Source organism: Fundicoccus sp. Sow4_D5, from assembly GCF_052116365.1.
GTDB lineage: Bacteria > Bacillota > Bacilli > Lactobacillales > Aerococcaceae > Fundicoccus.
This window is the reverse complement of sequence record NZ_JBQKLF010000001.1, coordinates 56,632-79,636: the sequence shown is the minus strand read 5'-3', so window position 1 is coordinate 79,636 and position 23,005 is coordinate 56,632. Positions and strand designations below refer to the sequence as shown.

The 23,005-nt window shown below is 39.0% G+C and carries 20 protein-coding genes; 4 read left to right on the top strand and 16 right to left on the bottom strand.

Annotation, left to right across the window (positions count from 1 at the left end):
- Positions 1-23 precede the first annotated feature (23 nt).
- Together ACTQ45_RS00325 and galU are read left to right on the top strand one after the other, a co-directional pair.
- On the top strand, positions 24-1,148 hold the full coding sequence (locus tag ACTQ45_RS00325) for a glycosyltransferase family 4 protein (protein WP_441762616.1): 1,125 nt from the start codon (positions 24-26) through the stop codon (positions 1,146-1,148).
- 31 nt (positions 1,149-1,179) lie between these two features.
- Complete coding sequence (galU, locus tag ACTQ45_RS00320; RefSeq protein WP_441749988.1) at positions 1,180-2,136, top strand: UTP--glucose-1-phosphate uridylyltransferase GalU; 957 nt, start codon at positions 1,180-1,182, stop codon at positions 2,134-2,136.
- 218 nt (positions 2,137-2,354) lie between these two features.
- Here galU and ACTQ45_RS00315 read toward each other — a convergent pair whose 3' ends face one another.
- The 13 genes from ACTQ45_RS00315 to ACTQ45_RS00255 all read right to left on the bottom strand — a co-directional run bounded on the left by ACTQ45_RS00315 (position 2,355) and on the right by ACTQ45_RS00255 (position 16,489).
- On the bottom strand, positions 2,355-3,281 hold the full coding sequence (locus tag ACTQ45_RS00315) for a dihydroorotate dehydrogenase (protein ID WP_441749987.1): 927 nt from the start codon (positions 3,279-3,281) through the stop codon (positions 2,355-2,357).
- A gap of 84 nt (positions 3,282-3,365) precedes the next feature.
- Positions 3,366-4,637, bottom strand: coding sequence for a dihydroorotase (locus tag ACTQ45_RS00310; RefSeq protein WP_441749986.1), 1,272 nt, complete (start codon positions 4,635-4,637; stop codon positions 3,366-3,368).
- Positions 4,612-5,523 carry an aspartate carbamoyltransferase catalytic subunit gene (locus ACTQ45_RS00305; RefSeq protein ID WP_441749985.1) on the bottom strand — a complete coding sequence of 304 codons (912 nt, stop codon included), beginning with the start codon at positions 5,521-5,523 and terminating at the stop codon, positions 4,612-4,614. The genes ACTQ45_RS00310 and ACTQ45_RS00305 overlap by 26 nt, the downstream gene beginning before the upstream one ends.
- Before the next feature lie 117 nt (positions 5,524-5,640).
- Complete coding sequence (gene pyrR, locus ACTQ45_RS00300; protein ID WP_441749984.1) at positions 5,641-6,147, bottom strand: bifunctional pyr operon transcriptional regulator/uracil phosphoribosyltransferase PyrR; 507 nt, start codon at positions 6,145-6,147, stop codon at positions 5,641-5,643.
- Positions 6,148-6,624: 477 nt separating this feature from the next.
- Positions 6,625-7,383 (bottom strand): type I methionyl aminopeptidase, encoded by a 759-nt coding sequence (gene map, locus ACTQ45_RS00295; protein ID WP_441749983.1) that lies wholly within the window; start codon positions 7,381-7,383, stop codon positions 6,625-6,627.
- Between the two features lie 32 nt (positions 7,384-7,415).
- Complete coding sequence (locus ACTQ45_RS00290) at positions 7,416-8,222, bottom strand: acyl-[acyl-carrier-protein] thioesterase (protein WP_441749982.1); 807 nt, start codon at positions 8,220-8,222, stop codon at positions 7,416-7,418.
- Between the two features lie 183 nt (positions 8,223-8,405).
- Positions 8,406-8,651 carry a GlsB/YeaQ/YmgE family stress response membrane protein gene (locus ACTQ45_RS00285; RefSeq protein WP_441749981.1) on the bottom strand — a complete coding sequence of 82 codons (246 nt, stop codon included), beginning with the start codon at positions 8,649-8,651 and terminating at the stop codon, positions 8,406-8,408.
- 119 nt (positions 8,652-8,770) lie between these two features.
- Positions 8,771-10,117, bottom strand: a complete 1,347-nt coding sequence (gene gorA, locus ACTQ45_RS00280; protein WP_441762615.1) for a glutathione-disulfide reductase — start codon at positions 10,115-10,117, stop codon at positions 8,771-8,773.
- Between the two features lie 19 nt (positions 10,118-10,136).
- Positions 10,137-10,703, bottom strand: coding sequence for a dihydrolipoamide dehydrogenase (locus ACTQ45_RS00275; protein WP_441762614.1), 567 nt, complete (start codon positions 10,701-10,703; stop codon positions 10,137-10,139).
- A 156-nt stretch (positions 10,704-10,859) separates the two neighbouring features.
- On the bottom strand, positions 10,860-12,011 hold the full coding sequence (locus ACTQ45_RS00270) for a glycosyltransferase family 4 protein (protein WP_441749978.1): 1,152 nt from the start codon (positions 12,009-12,011) through the stop codon (positions 10,860-10,862).
- Between the two features lie 151 nt (positions 12,012-12,162).
- A complete protein-coding gene (locus tag ACTQ45_RS00265) occupies positions 12,163-13,551 on the bottom strand; it encodes a DEAD/DEAH box helicase (RefSeq protein ID WP_441762613.1) in 1,389 nt (462 codons plus the stop codon).
- A gap of 7 nt (positions 13,552-13,558) precedes the next feature.
- Entirely contained in the window at positions 13,559-14,569 is a 1,011-nt protein-coding gene (locus ACTQ45_RS00260) for a Gfo/Idh/MocA family protein (protein ID WP_441762612.1), read from the bottom strand.
- Positions 14,570-14,782: 213 nt separating this feature from the next.
- The gene (locus ACTQ45_RS00255) at positions 14,783-16,489 is read right to left on the bottom strand and encodes a M3 family oligoendopeptidase (RefSeq protein WP_441762611.1); all 1,707 of its coding nucleotides are present in this window, start codon (positions 16,487-16,489) and stop codon (positions 14,783-14,785) included.
- A gap of 225 nt (positions 16,490-16,714) precedes the next feature.
- Here ACTQ45_RS00255 and ACTQ45_RS00250 point away from each other — a divergent pair, with 225 nt between their 5' ends.
- Entirely contained in the window at positions 16,715-17,029 is a 315-nt protein-coding gene (locus ACTQ45_RS00250) for a hypothetical protein (protein WP_441749974.1), read from the top strand.
- Between the two features lie 65 nt (positions 17,030-17,094).
- Positions 17,095-19,011, top strand: a complete 1,917-nt coding sequence (gene uvrC / locus ACTQ45_RS00245; RefSeq protein ID WP_441762610.1) for an excinuclease ABC subunit UvrC — start codon at positions 17,095-17,097, stop codon at positions 19,009-19,011.
- 139 nt (positions 19,012-19,150) lie between these two features.
- Here the strand turns inward: uvrC and ACTQ45_RS00240 are convergent, their stop codons facing one another.
- From ACTQ45_RS00240 to gatA, 3 genes are all read right to left on the bottom strand, one after another.
- Positions 19,151-19,777, bottom strand: coding sequence for a DUF1054 family protein (locus tag ACTQ45_RS00240; protein WP_441762609.1), 627 nt, complete (start codon positions 19,775-19,777; stop codon positions 19,151-19,153).
- A 321-nt stretch (positions 19,778-20,098) separates the two neighbouring features.
- On the bottom strand, positions 20,099-21,529 hold the full coding sequence (gatB, locus tag ACTQ45_RS00235) for an Asp-tRNA(Asn)/Glu-tRNA(Gln) amidotransferase subunit GatB (RefSeq protein ID WP_441749970.1): 1,431 nt from the start codon (positions 21,527-21,529) through the stop codon (positions 20,099-20,101).
- A gap of 11 nt (positions 21,530-21,540) precedes the next feature.
- Positions 21,541-23,004, bottom strand: coding sequence for an Asp-tRNA(Asn)/Glu-tRNA(Gln) amidotransferase subunit GatA (gene gatA / locus ACTQ45_RS00230; protein ID WP_441749969.1), 1,464 nt, complete (start codon positions 23,002-23,004; stop codon positions 21,541-21,543).
- Position 23,005: the final 1 nt, after the last annotated feature.

The following is a 23,005-nucleotide window of genomic DNA, read 5'->3' as shown; positions in this document are numbered from 1 at the left end:
TGCGTGCAAGGAGTAACTAGTTCGTGAAAATATTACATATTAATTCATACTTCCAGACATCTGGATTATTTAAACAATTATACGACCGTCAAGTAAAGACTGGTCATGATATAGACGTTTACGTCCCAATCTCTCATCAGTATCCTGAGGATCGGCTGGCGACAAGCGGTGACTATACGTTAGTGAGTCGTAATCATAATCAATTAGATCGTTGGTTATTCCATTATAAACATCGTAAGATTTTGAAAGATTTACTGAGACGTTATGATTTTTCACGCTTTGAATTAATGCATGCCCATTCCCTCTTTTCAAACGGTTGGCTTGCTTGGCAATTACATAAACGATTCGGTACCCCTTATGTGGTTGCCGTTCGTAATGCAGATGTTCGTACTTTTTTTGGACGGATGCCTTGGTTGCGAAAAATGGGCTTAGAGATTATGGAAAACGCGAGTCAAATTGTGTTCATTTCCAAAAACTCTTATAATGAAGTGTATCGTGACTATATTCCCAGTGCTTTGAAAGAGCGCTTGAAGAGCAAGACGAGTATTATTGCCAATGGAATTGATGATTTTTGGCACGATTCGCTTTATAAAGATAAAATTCCAACAATTCATCGTCCTTTAAAAATTATAACTACCGGTAAGGTGAATCGTGGTAAACGCTTTGTTCAGTTAGCTGATATGGTCGAGAAGTTAAATCGCATGATCGATACAGAATTACATATTGTGGGCCCCAACTGGGATGAAGCGATTATGGAACAGCTAAAGACTTACGAGAAAGTCATTTATCATGGTTCAAAAACAAAAGAAGAAATGCGTCAATTATATCGAGAAATGGATATTTTTGCCCTACTCTCTTATCCTGAAACCTTTGGTCTAGTCTATCCTGAAGCAATGAGTCAGGGCCTACCTGTCATTTATACTCAATCAGAAGGTTTTGATAGCTATTTTGAAAACTATCAAGTCGGAGTGAGTGTTGAAAAGACGGATGAAATTGGCTTTACTGAAGCAGTTGAATATATTATCAAACACTATCCTCAATTTGTTCACAACGCCCTCGCTGGTATTGAGAATTTCCGATGGGATGCTGTACATGATAAATATGAAATACTTTATCAAGTATTTGCTCGACTTTCTGGGAAAGAATAAAATTTTAAACTAAAAGGAGCTTGTATTGTAAATGGTTAAAGTTAGGAAAGCTGTTATACCCGCAGCAGGTTACGGGACAAGATTTTTACCAGCCACTAAAGCAATGGCTAAGGAAATGCTGCCGATTGTCGATAAACCAACTATTCAATTTATCGTCGAGGAGGCCATTGCTTCAGGTATTGAAGATATTCTGATTGTAACTGGCAAAAGCAAACGCCCGATTGAAGATCACTTCGACGCGAATATTGAACTTGAAGAACACTTGCGCAATCAGGGAAAAACGGAATTACTTGAACTAATCAAAGAAACAACAAACTTAAATCTATTTTTCGTTCGTCAATCTTATCCAAAAGGTTTAGGTGATGCTGTTCTTCAAGCAAAAGCTTTTGTTGGCAATGAGCCTTTTGTGGTCATGCTAGGTGATGATGTCATGAGTAGTGAAGTGCCTTTAACTAAGCAACTCATTGACGTTTATGACGATACCCATGCGTCAAACTTAGCTGTAATGGAAGTGCCTCATGAAGATACTTCCAAATACGGAATTGTTGATCCAGAACGTGAAATTCGTGACGGCGTCTATAATGTTAAGACGTTTGTGGAAAAACCAAAACCAGAAGATGCGCCAAGTAATTTAGCCATCATTGGTCGCTACTTATTGACTCCAGAAATTTTTGACATTTTAGAAAATCAAGAACCTGGCGCCGGTAACGAAGTTCAATTAACCGATGCCATCGACACACTAAATAAAACACAAAGAGTGTTCGCTACACGCTTTGACGGCAAGCGTTATGACATTGGAAACAAACTGGGCTTCCTAGAAATGAGCGTTGAGTACGGCTTGAAGCATCCACAAATCGGTGATGAGTTACGCGACTACATCATTGATTTAGGCATGAAACTTGAAAAAGAAGATGCTGCCAATGTCACTCAAACGCCACAAGATAAGACGCCTACTGAAAAAGTTGAGATAGAAGTAGAAAAGAAATAATTTTTCAAAGGCAAAATAAGACTGACCGCATGCTTGAATCAAAGCACGCGGTCAGTCTTTTTGCTTGTTGTTATCAGCACAAATTTTAAAGGTGCTAGTGACGCCCAGCTGCGTTTTTACTACTCGCCGTGACGACCAGTTGCGTTTTTGCTAGTCGCCGCAACGACCAGGTTCCTAATCCTATAGCAGCAAATTTTAGTTAATATTGGGTGCAAGGCTTACTTGTTTTTGATTAATTGTTTGACTTCTTCGTTAAAGTCACGAATGGATGCAATACCTAATTCATCCATCCTTTGTGGAAGAGCATTAATTAGTTCTGGGCAAATCATTGGATTCGCATAGTTTGCTGAACCTATTTGAACGGCTGTAGCTCCAGCTAATAACATCTCAAGCACATCATCCACCGTTTCGATCCCACCAATTCCAATAATTGGAATCGTGACTGCCTCGGCTACTTGTCGAACCATTCGAAGTGCAATGTGTTTTAAACTTGAGCCTGACAATCCACCAGTTACCCCTCCCAGAACAGCCTGACGACTTTCCAGATTGAAGGCCATTCCCGTTAATGTGTTAATCATAGAAATTGCATCCGCTCCAGCTTCTTCAACTGCTGTCGCAATTGCCACTATATCCGTGACATTCGGTGTTAATTTGACATAGATCGGTAAACCTGTTGCTTGTTTACAAAGGCGTGTTAAACGTGCGGCCACTTCAGGATTTGTTCCGAAAGCCACGCCCCCTTCTTTTACGTTTGGACATGAAATATTCAACTCAATCGCTTTTACGTTAGGCGCTGTTGAAATGCGCTGGCACATTTCGACATAATCTTCTTCGCTTGCTCCTGCAACACTGGCAATAATCGGCACATCATATTTTGCTAAGAATGGTAATTTCTCGCTCAATACTGTGGCTACTCCAGGATTTTTCAAACCGACTGAATTAAGAATTCGATGACCTGAGTGATGATACTGTGGCTGAGGATTGCCTAGTCGTTCTTCAACTGTTGTACTCTTGATAATTAAAGCACCTAATAATCCTAAATTATAATGTGTCGCAAAGTGTTCTCCGAAACCAAAGCACCCTGAAGCAGGCATGATTGGATTTTTTAATTCGATTCCTGGTAGAGATACGGCTAATTTTGTCATTTAATTCGTCTCCTTTGGATGATGTCATGTATGAATGAGTTATGTGGTTTTAAAATGCGTTTAATTTAATTGTTGCGAATGCCCTTACTTAACGTCCGCTTGCCAAACAATCTCTCCTTTCACAATAGTCAGTGAACACATGCCGTAAACGCGATGTCCATTAAAGGGAGTATTGCTTGATTTTGATAAGTAGTCACCCGGATCAATTGTATACTCGCTGTCTAAATCAAAGACAGCTAAGTCTGCGGTGGCTCCTACTGCCAATTGTGCAACAGGTAAATTAAAGAGTTCTGCTGGCTTTTGACCCATGCGGTTCAATAGGAATTCCAAACTCATGCGACCTGTTTTAACAAAATGAGTATACATTAAAGCAAAAGATGTTTCGATTCCTACAATACCAAAAGGTGACTGTTTAAAGCCGTTGCTTTTTTCTTCGTTTGTATGTGGCGCATGGTCGGTAGCGATAAAGTCTAAGGTACCATCTAACAAAGCTTCAATTAAGGCCTCACGGTCTTTGGCACTCCTAAGAGGCGGATTCATTTTATAGGTCGCATCATCTTCCAGGATATCGAGTTCACTTAAAATCAAGTGATGCGGCGTTACTTCGCCAGTCACTCGAACCCCACGTTTTTTCCCTTCTCGAATAGATGCAACAGATTGTTCTGCTGACACATGGCAGACATGGTAATGACAACCCGTTGCTTCTGCAATATGAATATCTCTGGCAATCTGACTACTTTCAACGATGCTCAAGATGCCGGGTAAACCGAGCTCTTGATTACGCAGACCTTCATGCATCACACCACCATATAACAAACTATTGTCTTCCGTATGAGCCACAATTGGTTTATCTAAGCTTGCTGCCAACTTCATTGCTTGGTACATGACTCCTGCTGTTTGGACCCCTACACCATCGTTTGTATAGGCAAAAGCATTGATTCCAGCCATATCCACTAATTCATCACTTTTGAGCCCTGTGGTAATTGGTGCATACTGTAAGACTTTGACGACTGCGTCACGCTCAATTATATCTTGAATCTCATTAAACTTTTCAACTGTATCTGGAACGGGGTTCGTATTCGGCATAGCTGCCACAGTAGTGAAACCTCCGCGTGCCGCTGCTTTTGATCCAGACAGAATTGTTTCTTTTTCTGTAAAACCAGGCTCACGAAAATGTACATGTATATCAGTTAAACCACTCGTAATTAATTGTCCATTTAAATCAATCGTTCGATCAAATGTACCTTCTAATGCTTGCCCGATTTTAATAATTTTTCCGTCTTCGATAAGAACATCCGTTGATTCCAACTGGTTTTCTCCAACTAAGCGTTTACCATTCTTCAGTATTAAGTTCATCATATCTCCCTTTCAAAACCCATTCTAAGATTGCCATTCTTGCAAAAACACCATTCTTCATTTGAGTCACTATTCGACTTTTTTCGCATTCAACCAACTCGTCCGCTAATTCCACATCGCGGTTGACCGGTGCTGGATGCATTATAATCGCATCATCTTTCATTGTTAAAAACCGTTCACGGGTTAAGCCAAAACGACGATGATAATCTTCTTTCGAAAAGACGAGTTTATCGTCTCCGTGTCTTTCCAATTGCACCCGCAACATCATCACAACATCCGATTGTTTAACAGCATCATCTACACTCATTAACGTTCCGTACTGCTCAAAGCTACGGTCAAAATAATCCGAAGGTCCGGCAAAAGTAATTTCAGCACCAAGCTTATTTAACATCATCATATTACTCATAGCGACACGTGAATGGCGGATGTCTCCTATTATGGCAACTTTTAAGCCAGTGAAGCGACGAAACTCTTCGTAAATTGTCATGATATCTAATAATGATTGAGAAGGATGTTGACCGCTCCCACTTCCGGCATTGACGATTTGAATATTTAAGTTCATCAGTTGGTTCATATAATCTCTATCAGGGTGACGTATGACAGCGACATCGACACCAATCGCCTGCATGGTTAGGACCGAATCGTAAAGCGTTTCTCCCTTTTTCACTGAAGAACTGCCCAGATCAAAATTCACTTGATGCATGCCTATTTTATGTTCCGCCATCTCAAAGCTATGCTTAGTTCGTGTACTGTCTTCGAAAAACATATTGACGATGGAACGATCACTTCGAAAACTGTCTCGACCTTTTTTAAAATCCAATGCCCTTTTAACTAGCATCATAAATTGTTCGTTAGTAAATTGTTCGACTGATAAAAAATGTCTCATACGATCCTCCTAAAAATAAAATACGCTCAATCCAGAGACTGAGCGCACCTAAAGAAGGTGTTTTCGCTTTCGGTCTCTCGGATCCAATTAAAGTGAAATCACAAATGATTATGGTTATTAGTGTATTAATACTTGATCTTCGCTATCTACTTCCATCACGTGAACAGTGATACGTTCACTTTTGGCTGTTGGAATATTCTTACCTATATAATCCGGACGAATCGGTAATTCTCTATGTCCACGATCTACTAAAATTGCGAGTGAAATTTCAGCTGGTCTGCCTCGGTCAATACATGCATCCATTGCTGCTCTTATCGAACGACCTGTATACAAAACATCATCTACTAAGATTATTTTTTTACCTGAAAAATCAGTCGCACCTTCAGGGGCTTGATAATTTAGTTTCACATCATCACGGTAAGCACGAATATCTAAACTTTCTACTGCCACTGGTCCTTCTAGTTGAGTTAATTTTTCAGCCAATCGGTTTGCAAGGGGCACGCCACGTGTTTCAATACCAACGAGTATTATGTTATCTACGCCATGATTACGTTCAATAATTTCATAAGCTAATCGAGTCAGTGCACGGTTCATTTCCATTTCATTCATTACCACTTTTACCATCGTAAACCCTCCTTAGTGTACAAAAAAAGACCTCTCCCTTTACTTGTTCGCAAAAGAAGAGGTCCTCAAAAACAGACCAAAGCTATGCCTTCTTCGCCTCTCTGGACGCAAGTTAAAGGTTTCTTATTACCGTAATTATATCTTACTTTTAATTTAAAGCAATCATTTATTTTTATAAACTTTCACTAATTATATCTCGTTCGTGTATTTGTAGAGTATCAAACAGGCATTTTTCTCTTTAGACTGTTTGATAAACTATTTTTAACGTAGAGGCTCTCTTAGCATCGTCACGTAATGTGCCAACGACACCCTTCATGATGCTTTGAGTGTAAATGTATCTCTCGTTTACTTTAGCAACTCAAGCCCTCTCCTCTATACATTCCTCTTCTTTTGGAAGCCTCCCAATTCAACACAAGCACTGAAAAATCATCAGCTAGTGAGTCGTCTTTTGGTGCCTATTGGAAAAAGAATGTTTTCCTATGCTAAATCAGCTTGGTTTGTTAACAAGAGTGGGCCATCTTTAGTAATCGCTAAAGTATGTTCATATTGTGCACAGAAACTACCATCACGTGTTCTGGCTGTCCAAGCATTGCTGTCCATATTCATTTGCCAAGTTCCGGTTGTAATCATTGGCTCAATAGTAATTGTCATCCCTTCCTTCAAGCGCAAACCTTTACCTGCTTTTCCATAATGCGGAACTGCGGGCTCTTCATGGATGGTTGGGCCTAAGCCATGACCAATAAAATCACGGACAACGCCATAACCTTTAGCCTCAGCAAACGTTTGAATCGCATGACCAATGTCACCAATACGGTTACCAATCACCGCTTGTTCGATTCCACGCATCATCGCTTCATGAGTATCTTCCATTAATTGTTGATGCTCAGCTGATAATTCGCCAACAGCATAAGACCAGCAGCTATCTGATAAACCACCATTTAAGTCGATACAGAAATCAACCTTAACTAAGTCGCCAGATTTTAAGACGCGTTCTGAAGGGAAGCCATGACAAATTTCATCATTCACACTTATACATGTCGCAAATTCATAACCGTTATAACCGATTTGCGCTGCAACTGCACCAGCTGATTCAATTTTATCTTGAACAAATTTATCAATCGCTAATGTTGTAATCCCTGGTTTAATAAAGTCACGCAATTGAATATGAATGCTTGCTAACAACTTACCAGATTCATGCATCGTTTCGATTTCTCTAGCGGATTTTAATGTAATCATATATTTACTCCTCATTCTCCTTAAAAAATTCATTAATCTTGCCAAGTTATGCGTATATAACACGCATCCTTTTGTTTAATTTTGTTTTTAATTGTTTGGTAGGTCTGAAACACACTGCCCCCGCCTAATCCTTCCTTAATTATAGACGCATCTGGTAAATAAGCAACTACCTCTGCCGCCTCATCATAACGAAGTTCACTCCCATATTTAACTTCAATCTTCTTCACTTTGAATTGAGTAAAGTAACTTTCAGGTAACATCTCATATGCCCAACGAATATACACTTCATTGTTCACATGTTGGTTATAATCAATATCTCTCGCGACAATTTCGCGATCCTGTTGACTAACAGATGAATCCCCTTGTGGCACTCTCAATTGTTCAAATGCATAATCGATACTTCCATCAACCGCATCAACATTTTCTAAACTATCGACAGACACACGGGCCATTTTACGCGTCTCAAGATTGATGATGGCATACTGACTGACAACGGTCAATAATACCTCATTGGCCACTCGCATTTCGAAATGACGTTTAACGAAAAAGCGATTCACCTCAATCACTCGAGTCGTTACATTCAAGCGTTCATTCAATACTGGCCAACGTTGAATATCCACACTAGATTGTGTAATCACCCATGATTCATTGTCCTTCAACAAAGGTTCATCCAAAAAGGTGCTGATTAGTTGGTCATGTTGCCCGGCTGTTTCTAAAGCAATTGACAACAAACGTGTCACATCAATTTGTTTGCCTAACTTATCCAGAAAATACGCTTCATTCACATAATAATTCGTTGTAAAAGACTTTAAGCTCTTGTCTTCTTTAATATTGGACATCTAAACAATCCCCTTCCTAAATACACCTATATAATTATATCGAACTTCAGCCAAAGATGAAAGAAAGGGACCAGTTTTCGCAAATAAATCCTAACCTTTGACCCAATAGGACTATAAGCTATATAAAAAACCTACCCAATCCGCTGGATTAGGTAGGCAGTAAAAACTAACATTATTTAGCTGTTAAGATCTTTGTTTTAAGACAAATGATACAACAAAAATTAAAATAACCGCTCCTAGAAGTGATGGAATAATAGCAAAATCAGCAACTACCGGTCCCATGGTAGGAAAAATCATATTCCCAATCCAAGAGCCTAAGAAACCAGCAATAATATTACCAATAACTCCGCCTGGGATATCTCTTCCCATAACCATACCTGCTAACCAGCCGATAACACCACCAACAATTAGTGACCATAACCAACCCATTTTCTTCACCTCTCAAAAAATATTTTTATTTCAAGACACTAGTTCCTGTCCTGTTAAGTATATTATATCTAAACTTTGCCTAAATGACTAACAATATACCTTGAGAAGTCAGATATTACTTATCGCATTGTCACAAATTCCTCAGAACCAGTCGGATGAATCGCGACCACTGAATCAAATTGTTCTTTTGTCGCACGCATTTTCATTGCGACACCGAAGCCTTGAATCATTTCGTCGACGCCTTCACCAATCCCATGTAAACCAATGACGGTTTCTTCAGGTCCTTGGCAAATCAATTTAAAATAACAAGGTTCTCTATGCCAAGAAGCAGAGGCATACATTGAGAAGAATTTATTGCGGTAAATTTTAATATCGTCTTCTCCAAATTTTTCTATTGCTTCTTCTTCCGAGTAACCGATTGTACCAATCGCAGGATGACTAAAAACAACGGTTGGAACATTCGTGTAGTCTATCTCGGAGGTTTTAGCATTGTTAAATAAAAACTCTGAAATTTGACGCCCCGCACGAATAGCAACTGGAGTTAAATCAATTTTACCAATCACATCACCAATCGCATAAATGTTTGGTGTATTCGTTTGATGACGATCGTTCACTAGAATAAAGCCATCTTCGTCTGTTGCGACATCCACCGTTTCTAAACCAATATTTTCAGTATTTGCCTGACGACCGACCGCCATGATGACGCGCTCAACGACTAATAATTTTTCACCATTTTGATAACAGGATATTTTTCCATCTTCTTCACGATACTCATCAAAATTTGTATGTTTCATAAGCGTTGGTCCGTTTTGTTCCATCGCTTCCATCAAAGCATCTGCTAACATCGAATCAAATTTACGTAAAGGACGGTTGTGACGAACCACTAAATGAGTGTCCACACCTAAGCCATCTAGAACCCCTGCTAATTCAACAGCAATATAACCTGCTCCAACGACGGCCACTGATTCTGGTAAAGTTGTCCAATTAAAGAAAGCATCTGAGTCATCCGTCAATTCAATCCCCTTAACATCCGGCATTTTAGGACGGCCGCCTGTCGCAAGTATTATATGTTCTGCATAAATAATTTCACCATTGACTTCAATTTCGTGATCACTTACTAAACGAGCATGGCCTTCAAAGAGCTCGATATGATTCTTTTCAAAACGACTAGTATAGCCTCTTCGCGAACGTTCTACATAACCATCACGCGCTTTTAGAAATTCCGCATAATCAAAGCTTGTCTTTTCAGTTTTAAAGCCATACCCTGGTCCATAATGTTGAATCGCGGCATTCACTCTGGAAGCGTACCAGGAAATTTTTTTAGGGACACATCCTCGATTGACACATGTTCCACCTAGGTGATCTTCTTCGATAACTGCCACCTTGGCACCATATTCGGCTGCACGGTTAGCTGCAGCAATCCCACCACTACCGCCACCAATTGTTACTAAATCAAATTTCTTCATTCAGTCTCCTACTTTCTTCTTACTTCTTTTTTTCTAACCAGACACAAGCCATTGTTTGGCTAGCTGGTATAACGGCCATCGTTCGACCATGATTATCATACGCTCGGTAAAACAATTGCCCTTTATCATTGTAACCAAACGCATACACTAGCAACCAATGGTTACCATATTTACTACCGAATAAGCGTGTGGTCCCCACAATCACTGGCAAGGGATTGCTTTTGGACAATTCACGTACGACGATTGGATTACTCACTAAATGATAGCGGGCTTCATAACTACCATCATCAGCTAGTAATTCATTGAGTCCCTCTTTTAAATCCCATGCAAATGTTCCTCGATAGGTTTGTCGGTCTTCAATTTTCGGTCTTAGTCCAGCCAACAGTTGCTGCATATCTAATTCATAGTCACGCTCTGCTTTAATCGTATAATGTATTAAAGCAGCACTCACATACGTTCCACACATACCAGGCTTAATCCGGTTCACAAAAGAACGATACATCGTAAAGTGAATGGACGATAAGCCTGTCCATTTTTTGGGGTATTCTTTAAAATTATAATCATTTTGCCATTTTATTTTTTTCATCGTTCAACCTACTTTATGAGTCTATTGACTTTAGACTTTAGCCTTTAGACTTTAGTTTACTACAAATATAGCTGTTTAAGTACCTATCTGCCTAGAGACGAAAATCCTCCACATGCCAACTAGGCTGAGGAGGACTATTCTATCCAAAAGAAGGACTCAGTAATAGGCGCTTTTCCTTTGAAGTGACTGTTCAGATTGACAACTAGCGATCGTTTCCTGATAAAAGTCGACTAAACTGCGAGTCGCAGCTGGCCATGAATACTTCTGGGCTTCATGACGTGCTCGTAAACTGACTTGCTTCATTAATAATGGCTGATCCAGTTGCTTCAAAGCCTCCATTAAACTCGCTTCATTATTCGGTTCAAAGATAAACCCCGTTTCATTCGGGACAACTTGTTCCAAAGTCGGGCCATTTTTAGCGGCAAACACTGGCAAGCCAGATGCCATAGCTTCTGAAATAGCTAAACCAAAGGTTTCTGAAACTGACGGAAAAATAAAGCCATCGGCTGTCGCAAATGCTCTGGACAAGTCATCACCATGAAGAAAGCCTAGAAAGGTTGTTTTGGTCCCTGCAAATACTTCTTCCAAATGATTTCTTTCGGGTCCATCGCCTACAATGGCAAGACAAATATCTTCTCGGTGATTAAAGATTGGACGCAATTGATCTAACTCTTTTTCTTGTGCGAGTCTTCCAACATACACCAATAAATGTTGCTTTTCTTGATTAAAGGTTAAGTGGTCATATAAGTCTTGATCAAAGTAGTCTGGATGACGTGCCTCCAAATCAATGCCACGTGGTAAGACACCTAAGGTTGGAATCGCTTGTTCCATTAATTCTTCTTTTAACGTCTGAGAAACAGTTATATTAATATCTGCCATTTTGTGCCAATGTCCTATATATTCCCATAGCATCGGTTTTAAAAGAGGCATATGGTAATGATCCAGGTAATCTGGCATATGAGTATGATAGGAAGTCAACAAAGGGATATTTAATTTTTTTGCGTAATAGACGGCTGACGTCACCATTAAAAATGGATTGACTGCATGCACCACATCGGGATTAAACGCTAGCATAATTTTTTTGATCTTCCTTGAAGGCAAGCCCCAAGGTCGAGAGCCGTATAAGGGGAAAGTAATGGTCTCCATCCCGACTACCGGTACGCCATGAAAATCGCTTAATCCAAGGTCTGGGGACACAATCATCAACTCATGCCCTAATTTTTTTAACTCAATAATCATGTTTGCAAGTCGAGTACAAATGCCGTCAGTTGCTGGGACAAACGTTTCGGTTACGATCATAATACGCATAATGACACTCCTTTATCAAAAGACACTTCATTTCTACCTGTTACAATTCTGGTGATGTTTAGGTGTGATAGGATAAGTTTAGCGAGCTAACATTGATTTACTGCGTAATTATTGTAAAGACTGTGTAAATTCATACATTAAATCTACAGACTTATTTAGGGTTACGACGCTTCCCTTTGTTTTTAGTATCGCGTTTGCGGTTTTTCTTTCTTGTCGCTTGTTTAACTTGTGGTGCAGCTTTCGTATGGTACGCTGCTTTTGCCGCTTGAGTATTTTTTTTATCACGAACGACTTCCTTTGTCGAATGTTCTTCATGGTCTTTATCGTCTTCGTCGTCATCGCTCATTTCGAGATCATCAAGCGCGAGTTTATTTCTTTGCGCCGCATCTACAAACTGTGCTGCAAAGACAAAACGTTCAGTTAACTCAACTTCCTTATCTGATAATAATTCTTCCAAGTCACGTAATTCTTGCTCGTTTACTAAAGAAATCACTTGACCATATTCCCCCATCCGACCTGTACGGCCAGAACGGTGAAAATATGAATTCTCATCATAGACACGGTTAAAGTGAATCACAAACGGTACGTTTGCAATATCAATTCCTCGGCTTGCAACATCTGTCGTTAATAAGAACGTTGATTTTCTTTGAGCAAAATCTTCTAGTGCTTTTTGACGTTCCATTTTATTTAATTTACCATGCAGTAAACCAACTTTAATGCCATCGTGCAATAATCGACTCGCTACTGATTCAAGCTCATTCACTTGTTCAAAGAAAACTAAAGCGTGCATCCCATCCACTTGCGCTAAACGCTTCAGTTGAGCTAGTTTTTGTCGGTTATTGGTAATTAAATAATGATGATCGATATCTAGGGATTGATTACTAGTATCGGTTTGAATTAAATGAATCGTTTGTTCACTCGCTTCAATCATCTGACGAATGTCATCACTTAAAGTCGCACTAAACCAAACATAATTCGTATCTCTCATCAATTTTGCTTGTAATTCTAAAGCTGCTTTTCGGTTATCTTCGTGCCAAATATAGTCTGCCTCATCAAATACAACCGTATTAACTTTGTGTAATTTAAGTTTACTAGATTTAGAAGAAATTTCTAGTAATCGGCCTGGCGTAGCAATAATAATTTCTGGTTTGTCTTTGAGTGCTTCTTGTTGACGTTTAAAGTTTGCGCCACCTAGAATAATCTGAGCGTTAATTCCTAAGGGGTTCGCCCACTCCTGAGCTACCGTTCCAATTTGTTTCGCTAATTCTTGAGACGGAGCAATAACTAGTGCTTGTAACTCTTTATTCGCCTCTAGTTTAGTAAGGATTGGCAATAAGTATGCCAATGTTTTACCAGTCCCAGTCGGTGATATCGCAACAAATGACTCTCCTTTTACTAATGGGTCAAATGTTTTCTCTTGAATCACCGTGGCGGATTCAAAGTTTTTATCCTGCCACAATTTTTGCAGTGGCAAAGCAAGTGTCTCTTTAATCACTTGAAAATTCCTTTCTTTCTGTTTATAAACCTCATCAAATGTCACAGAGGTATTAAATCAGATTGGCTGATTTTCTGAGCATTTCCATGACTTGTGCCACTTGTAAACTCAGTTGTTTCCAGCTCTCATATTTTATTTTCTGATGCATGTCGTCTTTTTTATTAATGACTTCAGCAAAGTTTAACATTTCATCGTACATTGGATTGGCTGGTTGGTAATCGATAATCTGCACTTCATCACCAGCACGGCTTACAAGTTGGATATCATTCATACGTGTAATATCTTTAATAACAACCGTCTCATCGTCTAAGTAGATCTCACTAGGCATCACAGAGTGAACACTCTTCGAGACAAAAATTGAGACTAAATGATTATCATAGCTTAGAATAATCGTGCCAAATAAATCCACATGATTCTCGCCAGTAATTGTATGGTAGCGAACGCTCTCGGGTAAACCAAACAGATCCATCGCCACATATAGAGGATAAACGCCCATGTCCATAATTGAGCCACCGGCAAAAGTCGGATTAAATATATTCGGAACAGTTTGATCATGTTCAACCGCATCTAGGAAAGCCATATAACGGGAAGAATATTGACCAATATTGAAATTTGCCCCTAAAAATGGTTGCTCCATTTCATTACGTTTATTCATCACTAATTGTCTAAAGCGTTTATAGTTACGGTTTTGATAATGCAAAGCAGCTTCAAATACTAGCACACCATGCTCTTGAGCCAATTTATGAGCCTCATGCCACTGACTAACAGAAGCAAACATTGGCTTTTCAACAATAATATGTTTGCCGGCTTTAATAGCTTGGACTGCTTGTTCGAAATGCATACTATTTGGACTCGCAATATAAACAACATCAATTTCTGGATCATAAAGTAAATTATAAATTGAATCAGTATAATAATCCGCTTTAACTTTCGAAGCGAATTGCTTCCCTTTCGCTGCATCCCGTGAGTAAATGCCTTTAATATGGAACTGCTGAGTTAAACGGGCGCCGTCAATTAGTTGCTCCGTAATCCAAGATGTTCCGATGGTTCCTAAATTTAACATACTATTACCCCCTCTTAAATAAATGGCTGAGTTCGATCAGTCATCCTTATAGTGTCTCGTTTAGTCAATCCATTTTCGAACCACAAGGCTCGTTAACTTTTGGAATAACTAGTCTCATAGTCTAAGTAATCCTATTCAGATATAAACCAGTTCACTATCAGAAAGAGACATCAATGAATGTGCTGCATTTTCTGATAGTGAGTGTTAGCTGGCTTATTTAGTTTGTAAATCGGCGTCTGATACGCTATCCAAGTAATCACGAATTGAAGCAATCACTGCTTCTAAGTTCCCTTTTCCAAAAGGAGATTTCAAGTGGGCAGTCTCAACAATCTCTAAGAATGACTGAGTTCCCCCCAATTGACAAATTTCTAAGTAATCTTGCCAAGCGGTGTCATCATGATCAACTTGCGTTCTCTTCCAGAATTGGAAGGCACACACTTGCGCCAAAGTATAGTCAATATAGTAGAAAGGTGAGCCAAAGATATGGCCTTGACGTAGCCAAAATCCACCATTTTCTAAATAGTCATCCCCGTCGTAATCTTTCCAAGGATTATATTGCTTCTCTAATTCGCGCCAAGTTTGACGACGTTCAACAGGTGTCATATTTGGATTTTCATAAACTTCATGTTGGAAATGGTCCACTAATACCCCGTATGGTAAAAATGTTACGCTACTTGCTAAGTGGCTGTATTTGTATTTAGGTGTTTGATCACCAAAGAATAATTCCATCCATGGCCATGCGATAAATTCCATACTCATTGAGTGGATTTCACAGCTTTCGTAAGTTGGCCAGATCACTTCTGGTGTTTCAACCCAACGTGATTGGTAAACTTGGAAAGCATGCCCGGCTTCGTGTGTTAAGACATCAACGTCGCCAGAAGTTCCATTAAAGTTTGAGAAAATATAAGGTGCTTTGTAGTCTGGGATATACGTACAATAGCCCCCACCAGATTTCCCTGGTTTTGTCACCAAGTCTAACAGATTTTTTTCGACCATGAAATCAATAAACTCACCGGTTTCTGTTGATAATTCATGATACATCTTCACACCCGCTTGTAAAATTTCTTCTGGTGTACCAATTGGTGTTGCATTACCGTCTTCATACTCTAAAGGCAAGTCATAATGTTTCATATCTGAGATGCCAATTCGATTCGCTTGACGTTTGAAAATATCATTCGCTAAAGGCACTACATAATTCAGTACTTCTTCACGGTATACTTCAACATCTTTGCGATCGTAATCTAAACGGTTCATGCGTAAGTAACCTACTTCAACGAAATCTTTAAAGCCTAGTTCTAAAGCGATTTGATGACGTGTCTTCACTAAATCATCATAAATGCGATCTAAGGTTTCAAGATTTTCACTCATGTAGTTAGATATTAAAGTCGTCACTGTTTTTCTTTCTTCGCGATCAGTTGATTGTTGGAAAGCAGCTAAGCCAGCCAAGTTGTAAACTTCGCCTTTGTAATCGATTTGAGCTGAAGCAAGTAATTTACTATATTCTGTCGATAATTTATTTTCAGTTTGTAATAAAGGAATAATTTTAGCATCAAATACTTTTAAACTGTTTTCTGCCATTTTAATGAAAGGTTCAGAAAGGTGTTCACTCAGTTGAACTTTAAAATCTGAAGCAAGTACAGCTTTATAATAATCGTTTTGCCAGTCTTCGATAACCGGCGTATTTTCATCCCAGAAAGCCATTTCTTCTTCATAAAAAGCATCACGTGTATCGATTGAATTTCGAATCGAAGCGATGTTGCCTTGAGTTTCTAAACTCTTTTGAATTGTTTGGATAGCCTTGACAGCTTCAAGTGCTGCTTTTGCAGTAGTGGCTTCTTTAAGTGCCTCAATATTTAGAAGAAATCCATTCTTTACTTCTTCTAAATTAGGTCTTTGATAGTCAAATTCGCTGAATTTCATTTATTACACAACCTTTTCTTAAATTCTATACTCTTACCTAAACATCCTAAGACTAAGTCCTTAATCGATACAAACAAGGTGTCTAATGACGGTTTCAGTAAATTATAATAGGATATTCACACTCTTTAGTATAGCATAAGGTGACGTCATTAAGCACTTTTGAAAGCGTGATTTGACAAATAATGTATAATAGAAGTAAGTGATTATATTAAGAGGGGGATGACCATGGAGACGACGCACGAACGTTTTCAAGGACACATAATACAACAGAAAATTATTCAAGCAGACAACCCAACAATGGTACTCATTAAACTTCGCCTAGATGATGAAAGTGAAATGGTTGCGATTCTCGCCAGACACGCTTTGACCTTTATGCTTGAGGTACAGGTTGGCGATTTGCTTTCGATTTACGGTCATTACAATCATCGTAAACAGTTTATTATTGAAAAATACTTACTTAAGCAAAAAATAAATTTAGACCATACTGATGCAAAAGGTCATCTACATTACCCTAAACAAAAACGTTATTCAAAAAATTAATCCAATTAATCACCCATAATTCAAGTCATTTAATGATTCAAAACAAATTAAAAGGAGGTCCATTGATGAGTGAATTTTCTAAAAAAGATATTCTTCAACAACAAAGACAAGCTGCCCTAGCTGAAAAAGCTGAAATCCAAGCGAATATTGAAAAAAAACTCAAACTACTACCCGATTTGCCTGGTTGTTATTTGATGAAAAACGCCGATGACCTCATTATCTATGTAGGCAAAGCCAAGAATTTAAAGAACCGTGTACGTTCCTATTTTCGCGGGGCTCATGATGCTAAGACAACGAAACTGGTCTCAGAAATTCATCATTTTGAAACCATCGTCACTAATAGTAATAAAGAAGCTTTGATTCTTGAAATTAACTTAATCCAAGAATATAAACCAATCTATAATATCCGATTAAAAGAAGGGACCATGTACCCTTACTTAAAAATTACAAATGAACGAAATCCTCAACTAGTGATTACGAATCATGTGGTCAAAGACGGTGGGCAATATTTCGGCCCTTTTCCCAACGTTTATGCTGCTACCAATACTCAACAATTATTACATAAGGTTTACCCGCTACGTCGTTGTAACAAGAATGAGACGCGTGCCTGCTTTTACTATCATTTAGGTCAATGTATCGGCTCTTGTGATCATAGTGTCAGCCGTGATACCTATAATGAGCAGATTGCTCACATCAAACGTTTTTTAAATGGTGATGTGGCGGAAATTAAACAAGACTTAAAGGCCAAGATGGCTACAGCTGCTGAAAAACTTGATTTCGAACAGGCTGCTGATTATCGTGATCAAATAGACTATATTGAAACAACCATTGAACGGCAAGTTGTTATGAGTCAAGACTATGACAATATGGATGTCTTTGGTTATACCTTCGATAAAGGTTGGATTTCTGTTCAAGTGTTTATGTTAAGACAAGGAAGTATCTTGAAACGTGAGGCCGCCATTTTTCCTTCACATGGTGAACCCGAAGAAGAAGTCACTACTTTCATTGCCCGCTTTTACAAAGAACAACCACACATAAAACCACGTGCCATATTAACTCCAAGTGATGTGGATTCCAAACTTTTAGAAGAGGTCTTAGAAATCAGCGTTTCAACGCCCTTGCGTGGTAAAAAACGAAGTATATTAGAACTATGCGAGAAGAACAGTAAGTTGTCACTTGATGAAAAATTCCGTCTGATCGCAATGAGTGAACAAAAAACAATTGGGGCTGTGGCTGAGCTTGCTGAAATTCTCCAAATTCCTCAAGCAGACTATATCGAATCCTTTGACCACTCAAACATTTCCGGAACCCACTCTGTTTCAGGGATGGTCGTTTATCGAGATGGGAAACCTGATCGTAAAAGTTATCGTAAATTCAAAATTAAAAGTGTGGAAGGTGCCAATGAGTTTGCGCACACGCAAGAAGTCATTCGTCGCCGCTACACACGTTTGTTACGTGAGCAAAAAACGCTGCCCGATTTAATTCTAATGGATGGGGGCAAAATACAAATAAGAGCCGCTCGCGATGTTTTGGAGAATGAGTTAGGGATTGCGATTCCAGTAGCCGGTATGGTAAAAGACGATAAGCATAAGACGGCAGCCTTAATGGATGGTTACTCAGAAGCAGTACTTGAAATAGACCATCGTAGCCAAGCCTTTCATTTTATTCAAAGAGTTCAAGATGAAGTTCACCGCTATGCGATTAGCTACCACCGCCAAGTACGAAGTAAAACTCAATTTGGCTCTAAATTAGATGAGATTGAAGGCGTCGGTCCGAAAACGCGTAACAAATTATTGAAACATTTTAAATCAATTGCTCGAATCAAAACAGCTGATTTAGAAGAATTTCGTAAATTAGGCATTCCTGGCCCTACTGCCGAAAGGATTCTATCTGTATTAAATGAAGGGGATAATGATAGAGTAACGCCAAGCAAAGCTGAAGGTATCCTTGCTAATCATGTAAATAAACTAACCAGTGACTAGATCACATATGCAAATAAAAAACACGATCCTTATATCACCGACAAGCCCCGCTTGCTTCGAGATGACAGTGTGATCGTGTTTTTATTTTTCTATTAGGATTAAAACTTAGTCTTGAGATTTCATTGTAAGCTATTTGGCCTTATTTGGCCCGTGGTGAATTAATGGCTAATTCAAAAAAAGGTAAAACATCTGAAATCGTTTCTTGAATCCATTGGCTGGTACTTGCTTGATTTTCAAGTACAGACTCGCCCACTTTAGCGAGTCTTCCAAGCATAAACTCCGCTTTCTTGATATTCTCCAAGCGGTCAAAGAGCTTGTTAAAATCTGCTTCTGATTGCTGGATATAAGGTAATTGCGTGTGGTCAGGGATAATAATCAAGTCATTCGGCAATCGCTCAAACTGGGAAAGGTTTTGTCTAAAGGCCCTCGCGATATTTTTTTCATTGATAGGATTTTCAATTATTGCAAGCACAATAAAAACATAGTCTGGATTAATTCCAAGTTGAAAATGTGGATACTTTTTATAGCCTCGCTTGTCCCCGCCTATTGCTACCCAAGTATTCTTAGCTGGATGAACCTTTCGGCGAAGGTGTTTGGCGACATGAATCGGTAGATTTGGCAAGTGATGGTCAGCTAATTGGTCAGCTACTTGCTGAGCATAATGATGGAATAGAGGTTGAATGCGCGAACGTATGGCATCCATGCGACCATCCACTGAGTCAAGTTTAAATGTGTCAAATACATATTGATCAAAGAGATAATTCAAGCGCCTCACACCTTCCTGTAATCCTATCTTAGCTGAATAATGGGGCGTTGACTAGTATTATATAAACGATTGGAATAACTTTAAGCTATGCTCCCTTAGAGTTTATTGGCTTTATGCGTTAAATTGATTTTACCGGAATGAGTGTTAACATAATTGGCTAAGAAATCGAATGTTTGAAGCGATTCCCCTCTAATTTCAGACGGCCTTCCAATTAGTTAGCCGCGTAAACCTATCGCCCCTTATACTCTAAAAAAAAGTTCGCCCATCTCTCCATTAATACACAAAGGATAAACAGGCGAACTTATAAAGGCTTTTTTTAGCTTACAGCTTGTTTAATGTTTCCATTAATAACTGGTTAAGTACTTGTGGATTTGCACTTCCTCGTGATGCTTTCATGATTTGTCCTACTAAGAAACCAACTGCACGGTTTTTACCGTTTTTAAAGTCGATGACTGATTGTTCGTTTTTAGCGATAATCTCGTCAATCATTGGCTGTAAAACAGCTGGGTCACTTAATTGTGCCATGCCACGTGATTGAACGATTTCGTTCGCGTCGCCACCTTCTGTTACTAGAACTTTGAATAATTTCTTCGCGATTTTAGATGAGATTGTGCCGTCAGCAATTAAGTTAATCATTTGAGCTAAGTTTTGCGGTGTTAAGGTAGTTTCAGCTAATGTTGTTTGTTCACTGTTTAAGTGAGCAGAAACCTCACCCATTAACCAGTTTGATACTTGCTTAGGATCTGCTCCAGCTTCAATCGTTTCATTAAAGAAATCTGACATGTCTTTGTTTAATGTTAAGACCATCGCATCATATTCTGGCAACTCATATTCTTCAATGTAACGTTTACGACGTAGGTCAGGCATTTCTGGAATTGAAGCACGTGCAGATTCAATCCACTCTTCACTAATTGTGATACGTGGTAAATCAGGTTCTGGGAAGTAACGGTAATCTGCCGCTCCTTCTTTCGAACGCATTAAAACTGTTTGCCCAGTTACTTCATCGTAACGACGAGTTTCTTGAGTAACGACTCCACCAGATCGTAATACTTCTGCTTGACGTTTTTCTTCATACTCAAGTCCTTTACGAACAAAGTTAAAGCTGTTCAAGTTTTTAATTTCAGTCTTTGTTCCAAATTCTTCTTGTCCGTATGGACGTAAAGAAATGTTACCATCACAACGTAATGAACCTTCTTCCATCTTCACATCAGAGACTTCTGTATACATGATTTTCTCACGTAATGCTTCTAAAAACGCATAAGCTTCTTGAGGCGAACGAACGTCTGCTTCAGTTACGATTTCAATTAAAGGTGTTCCTTGTCTGTTTAAGTCAACATAAGAGAAACCATCTGTTCCGTGAGTGTTTTTCCCAGCATCTTCTTCCAAGTGAACACGTTCAATACGGATACGACGAGTCTTACCTTCTACCTCGATATCAATATAACCGTTTGAGCCCACTGGTTGATCCATTTGAGAAATTTGGTAAGCTTTCGGGTTATCAGGATAAAAATAGTTTTTACGATCGAATTTCATTTCACGGGCAACTTCACAGTTTAATGCAAGTGATGCACGGATACCAAAGTCAATCGCTTGGCGGTTAACTTTCGGTAATACTCCTGGGTAACCCCAGTCAATTTCATTCGTGTTGCTATTAGGCTCTGCACCAAAGTGAGCAGGTGCAGGACTAAACATTTTAGATTCAGTTTTAAGTTCAACGTGAACTTCTAATCCAATAACAGTTTCAAAATTCAATGTACTACCTCCTATAATTCTGGTGCTTGCGATACGAAATTATGTTTCACTTCGTATGCATGGGCAACTTGATAAAGTGTTGCTTCGTCAAGTGGCTTACCAATTAATTGTAAACCAATCGGTAAGTTAGCTGAATCAAAGCCAGCTGGAATTGAAATAGCTGGTGAGCCTATCAAGTTAACTGGAATCGTTAATAAATCAGCCACGTACATTTCAAGTGGATTATTCACACGTCCACCGATATCAAATGCCGTACTTGTTGTAACAGGTCCCATAATCACATCATATTCAGCAAAAACTTTATTAAAGTCATGACGGATCAATGTACGAACGCGAGCTGCTTTATCGAAGAAGGCATCATAAGCACCTGAACTTAAACTATATGTTCCTAACATAATACGACGCTTCACTTCAACTCCGAAACCTTCAGAACGTGATTTAACATAAACGTCTTCTAAAGTATGTGCTGCTTCTGAACGGTGACCGTAACGGATCCCGTCAAATCTTTGTAAGTTGGAAGCTGCTTCTGCTGATGCAATAATATAGTAAACATCTACACCATATTTAGAATGAGGTAGAGAAACTTCTTCAACAATAGCGCCTTCACTACGGTAAAATTCTGCTGCTTCTTCCATTGCTTGACGGATTTCTGCATTGATTTCTTTTGACTTGAATTCTTTAGGGAAGGCGATTTTCATCCCTTTTAAAGACTTGCCAATTTTAGCAGAGTAGTTTTGATCGATTGAAGGAAGACTTGTTGAGTCTTTTTCATCATGACCCGAAATCACTTCTAAAATTAAGGCATTATCTTCAACAGTTAAAGTCATAGGTCCAATTGAATCTAAACTTGAACCAAAAGCAATTAAACCATAACGAGAAACGGAACCATAAGTTGGTTTCATTCCTACAACGCCGTTAAAGGCTGCTGGTTGACGGATACTCCCTCCAGTATCTGTTCCTAATGATGCTGGAACTTGACGTGCAGCTACAGATGCACCTGATGCACCTGATGATCCACCAGGAACTTTATTTAAATTCCAAGGGTTACGTGTCACTTTAAATGCAGAGTTCTCATTACTTCCGCCCATTGCAAATTCATCCAAATTGACTTTACCTACGATGACCGCACCAGCATCTTTTAATTTAGTTACCGTTGTTGCATCATAAGTTGGTACGAAATTCTCTAACATCTTGCTAGCAGCCGTTGTACGTAAGTTTTGAGTCACAATGTTATCTTTAACTGCAATTGGGATACCGTTCAATAATGGAGCGTCATCGCCGTATCCTCTTGCATCGGCCGCTTTAGCAGCTTCTAAAGCGACAGCCTTTTGAGATTCGATTTCTAAAAATGCTTCCACTTTACTTTCTAATGATTCAATCTGTTGGTAAGTATGCTCTAGTAACTCAACAGCAGTAAACTCACCAGCTTTTAAACCAGCTTTTAATTCTGTAATCGTTGTTGGGAATTTAGACATC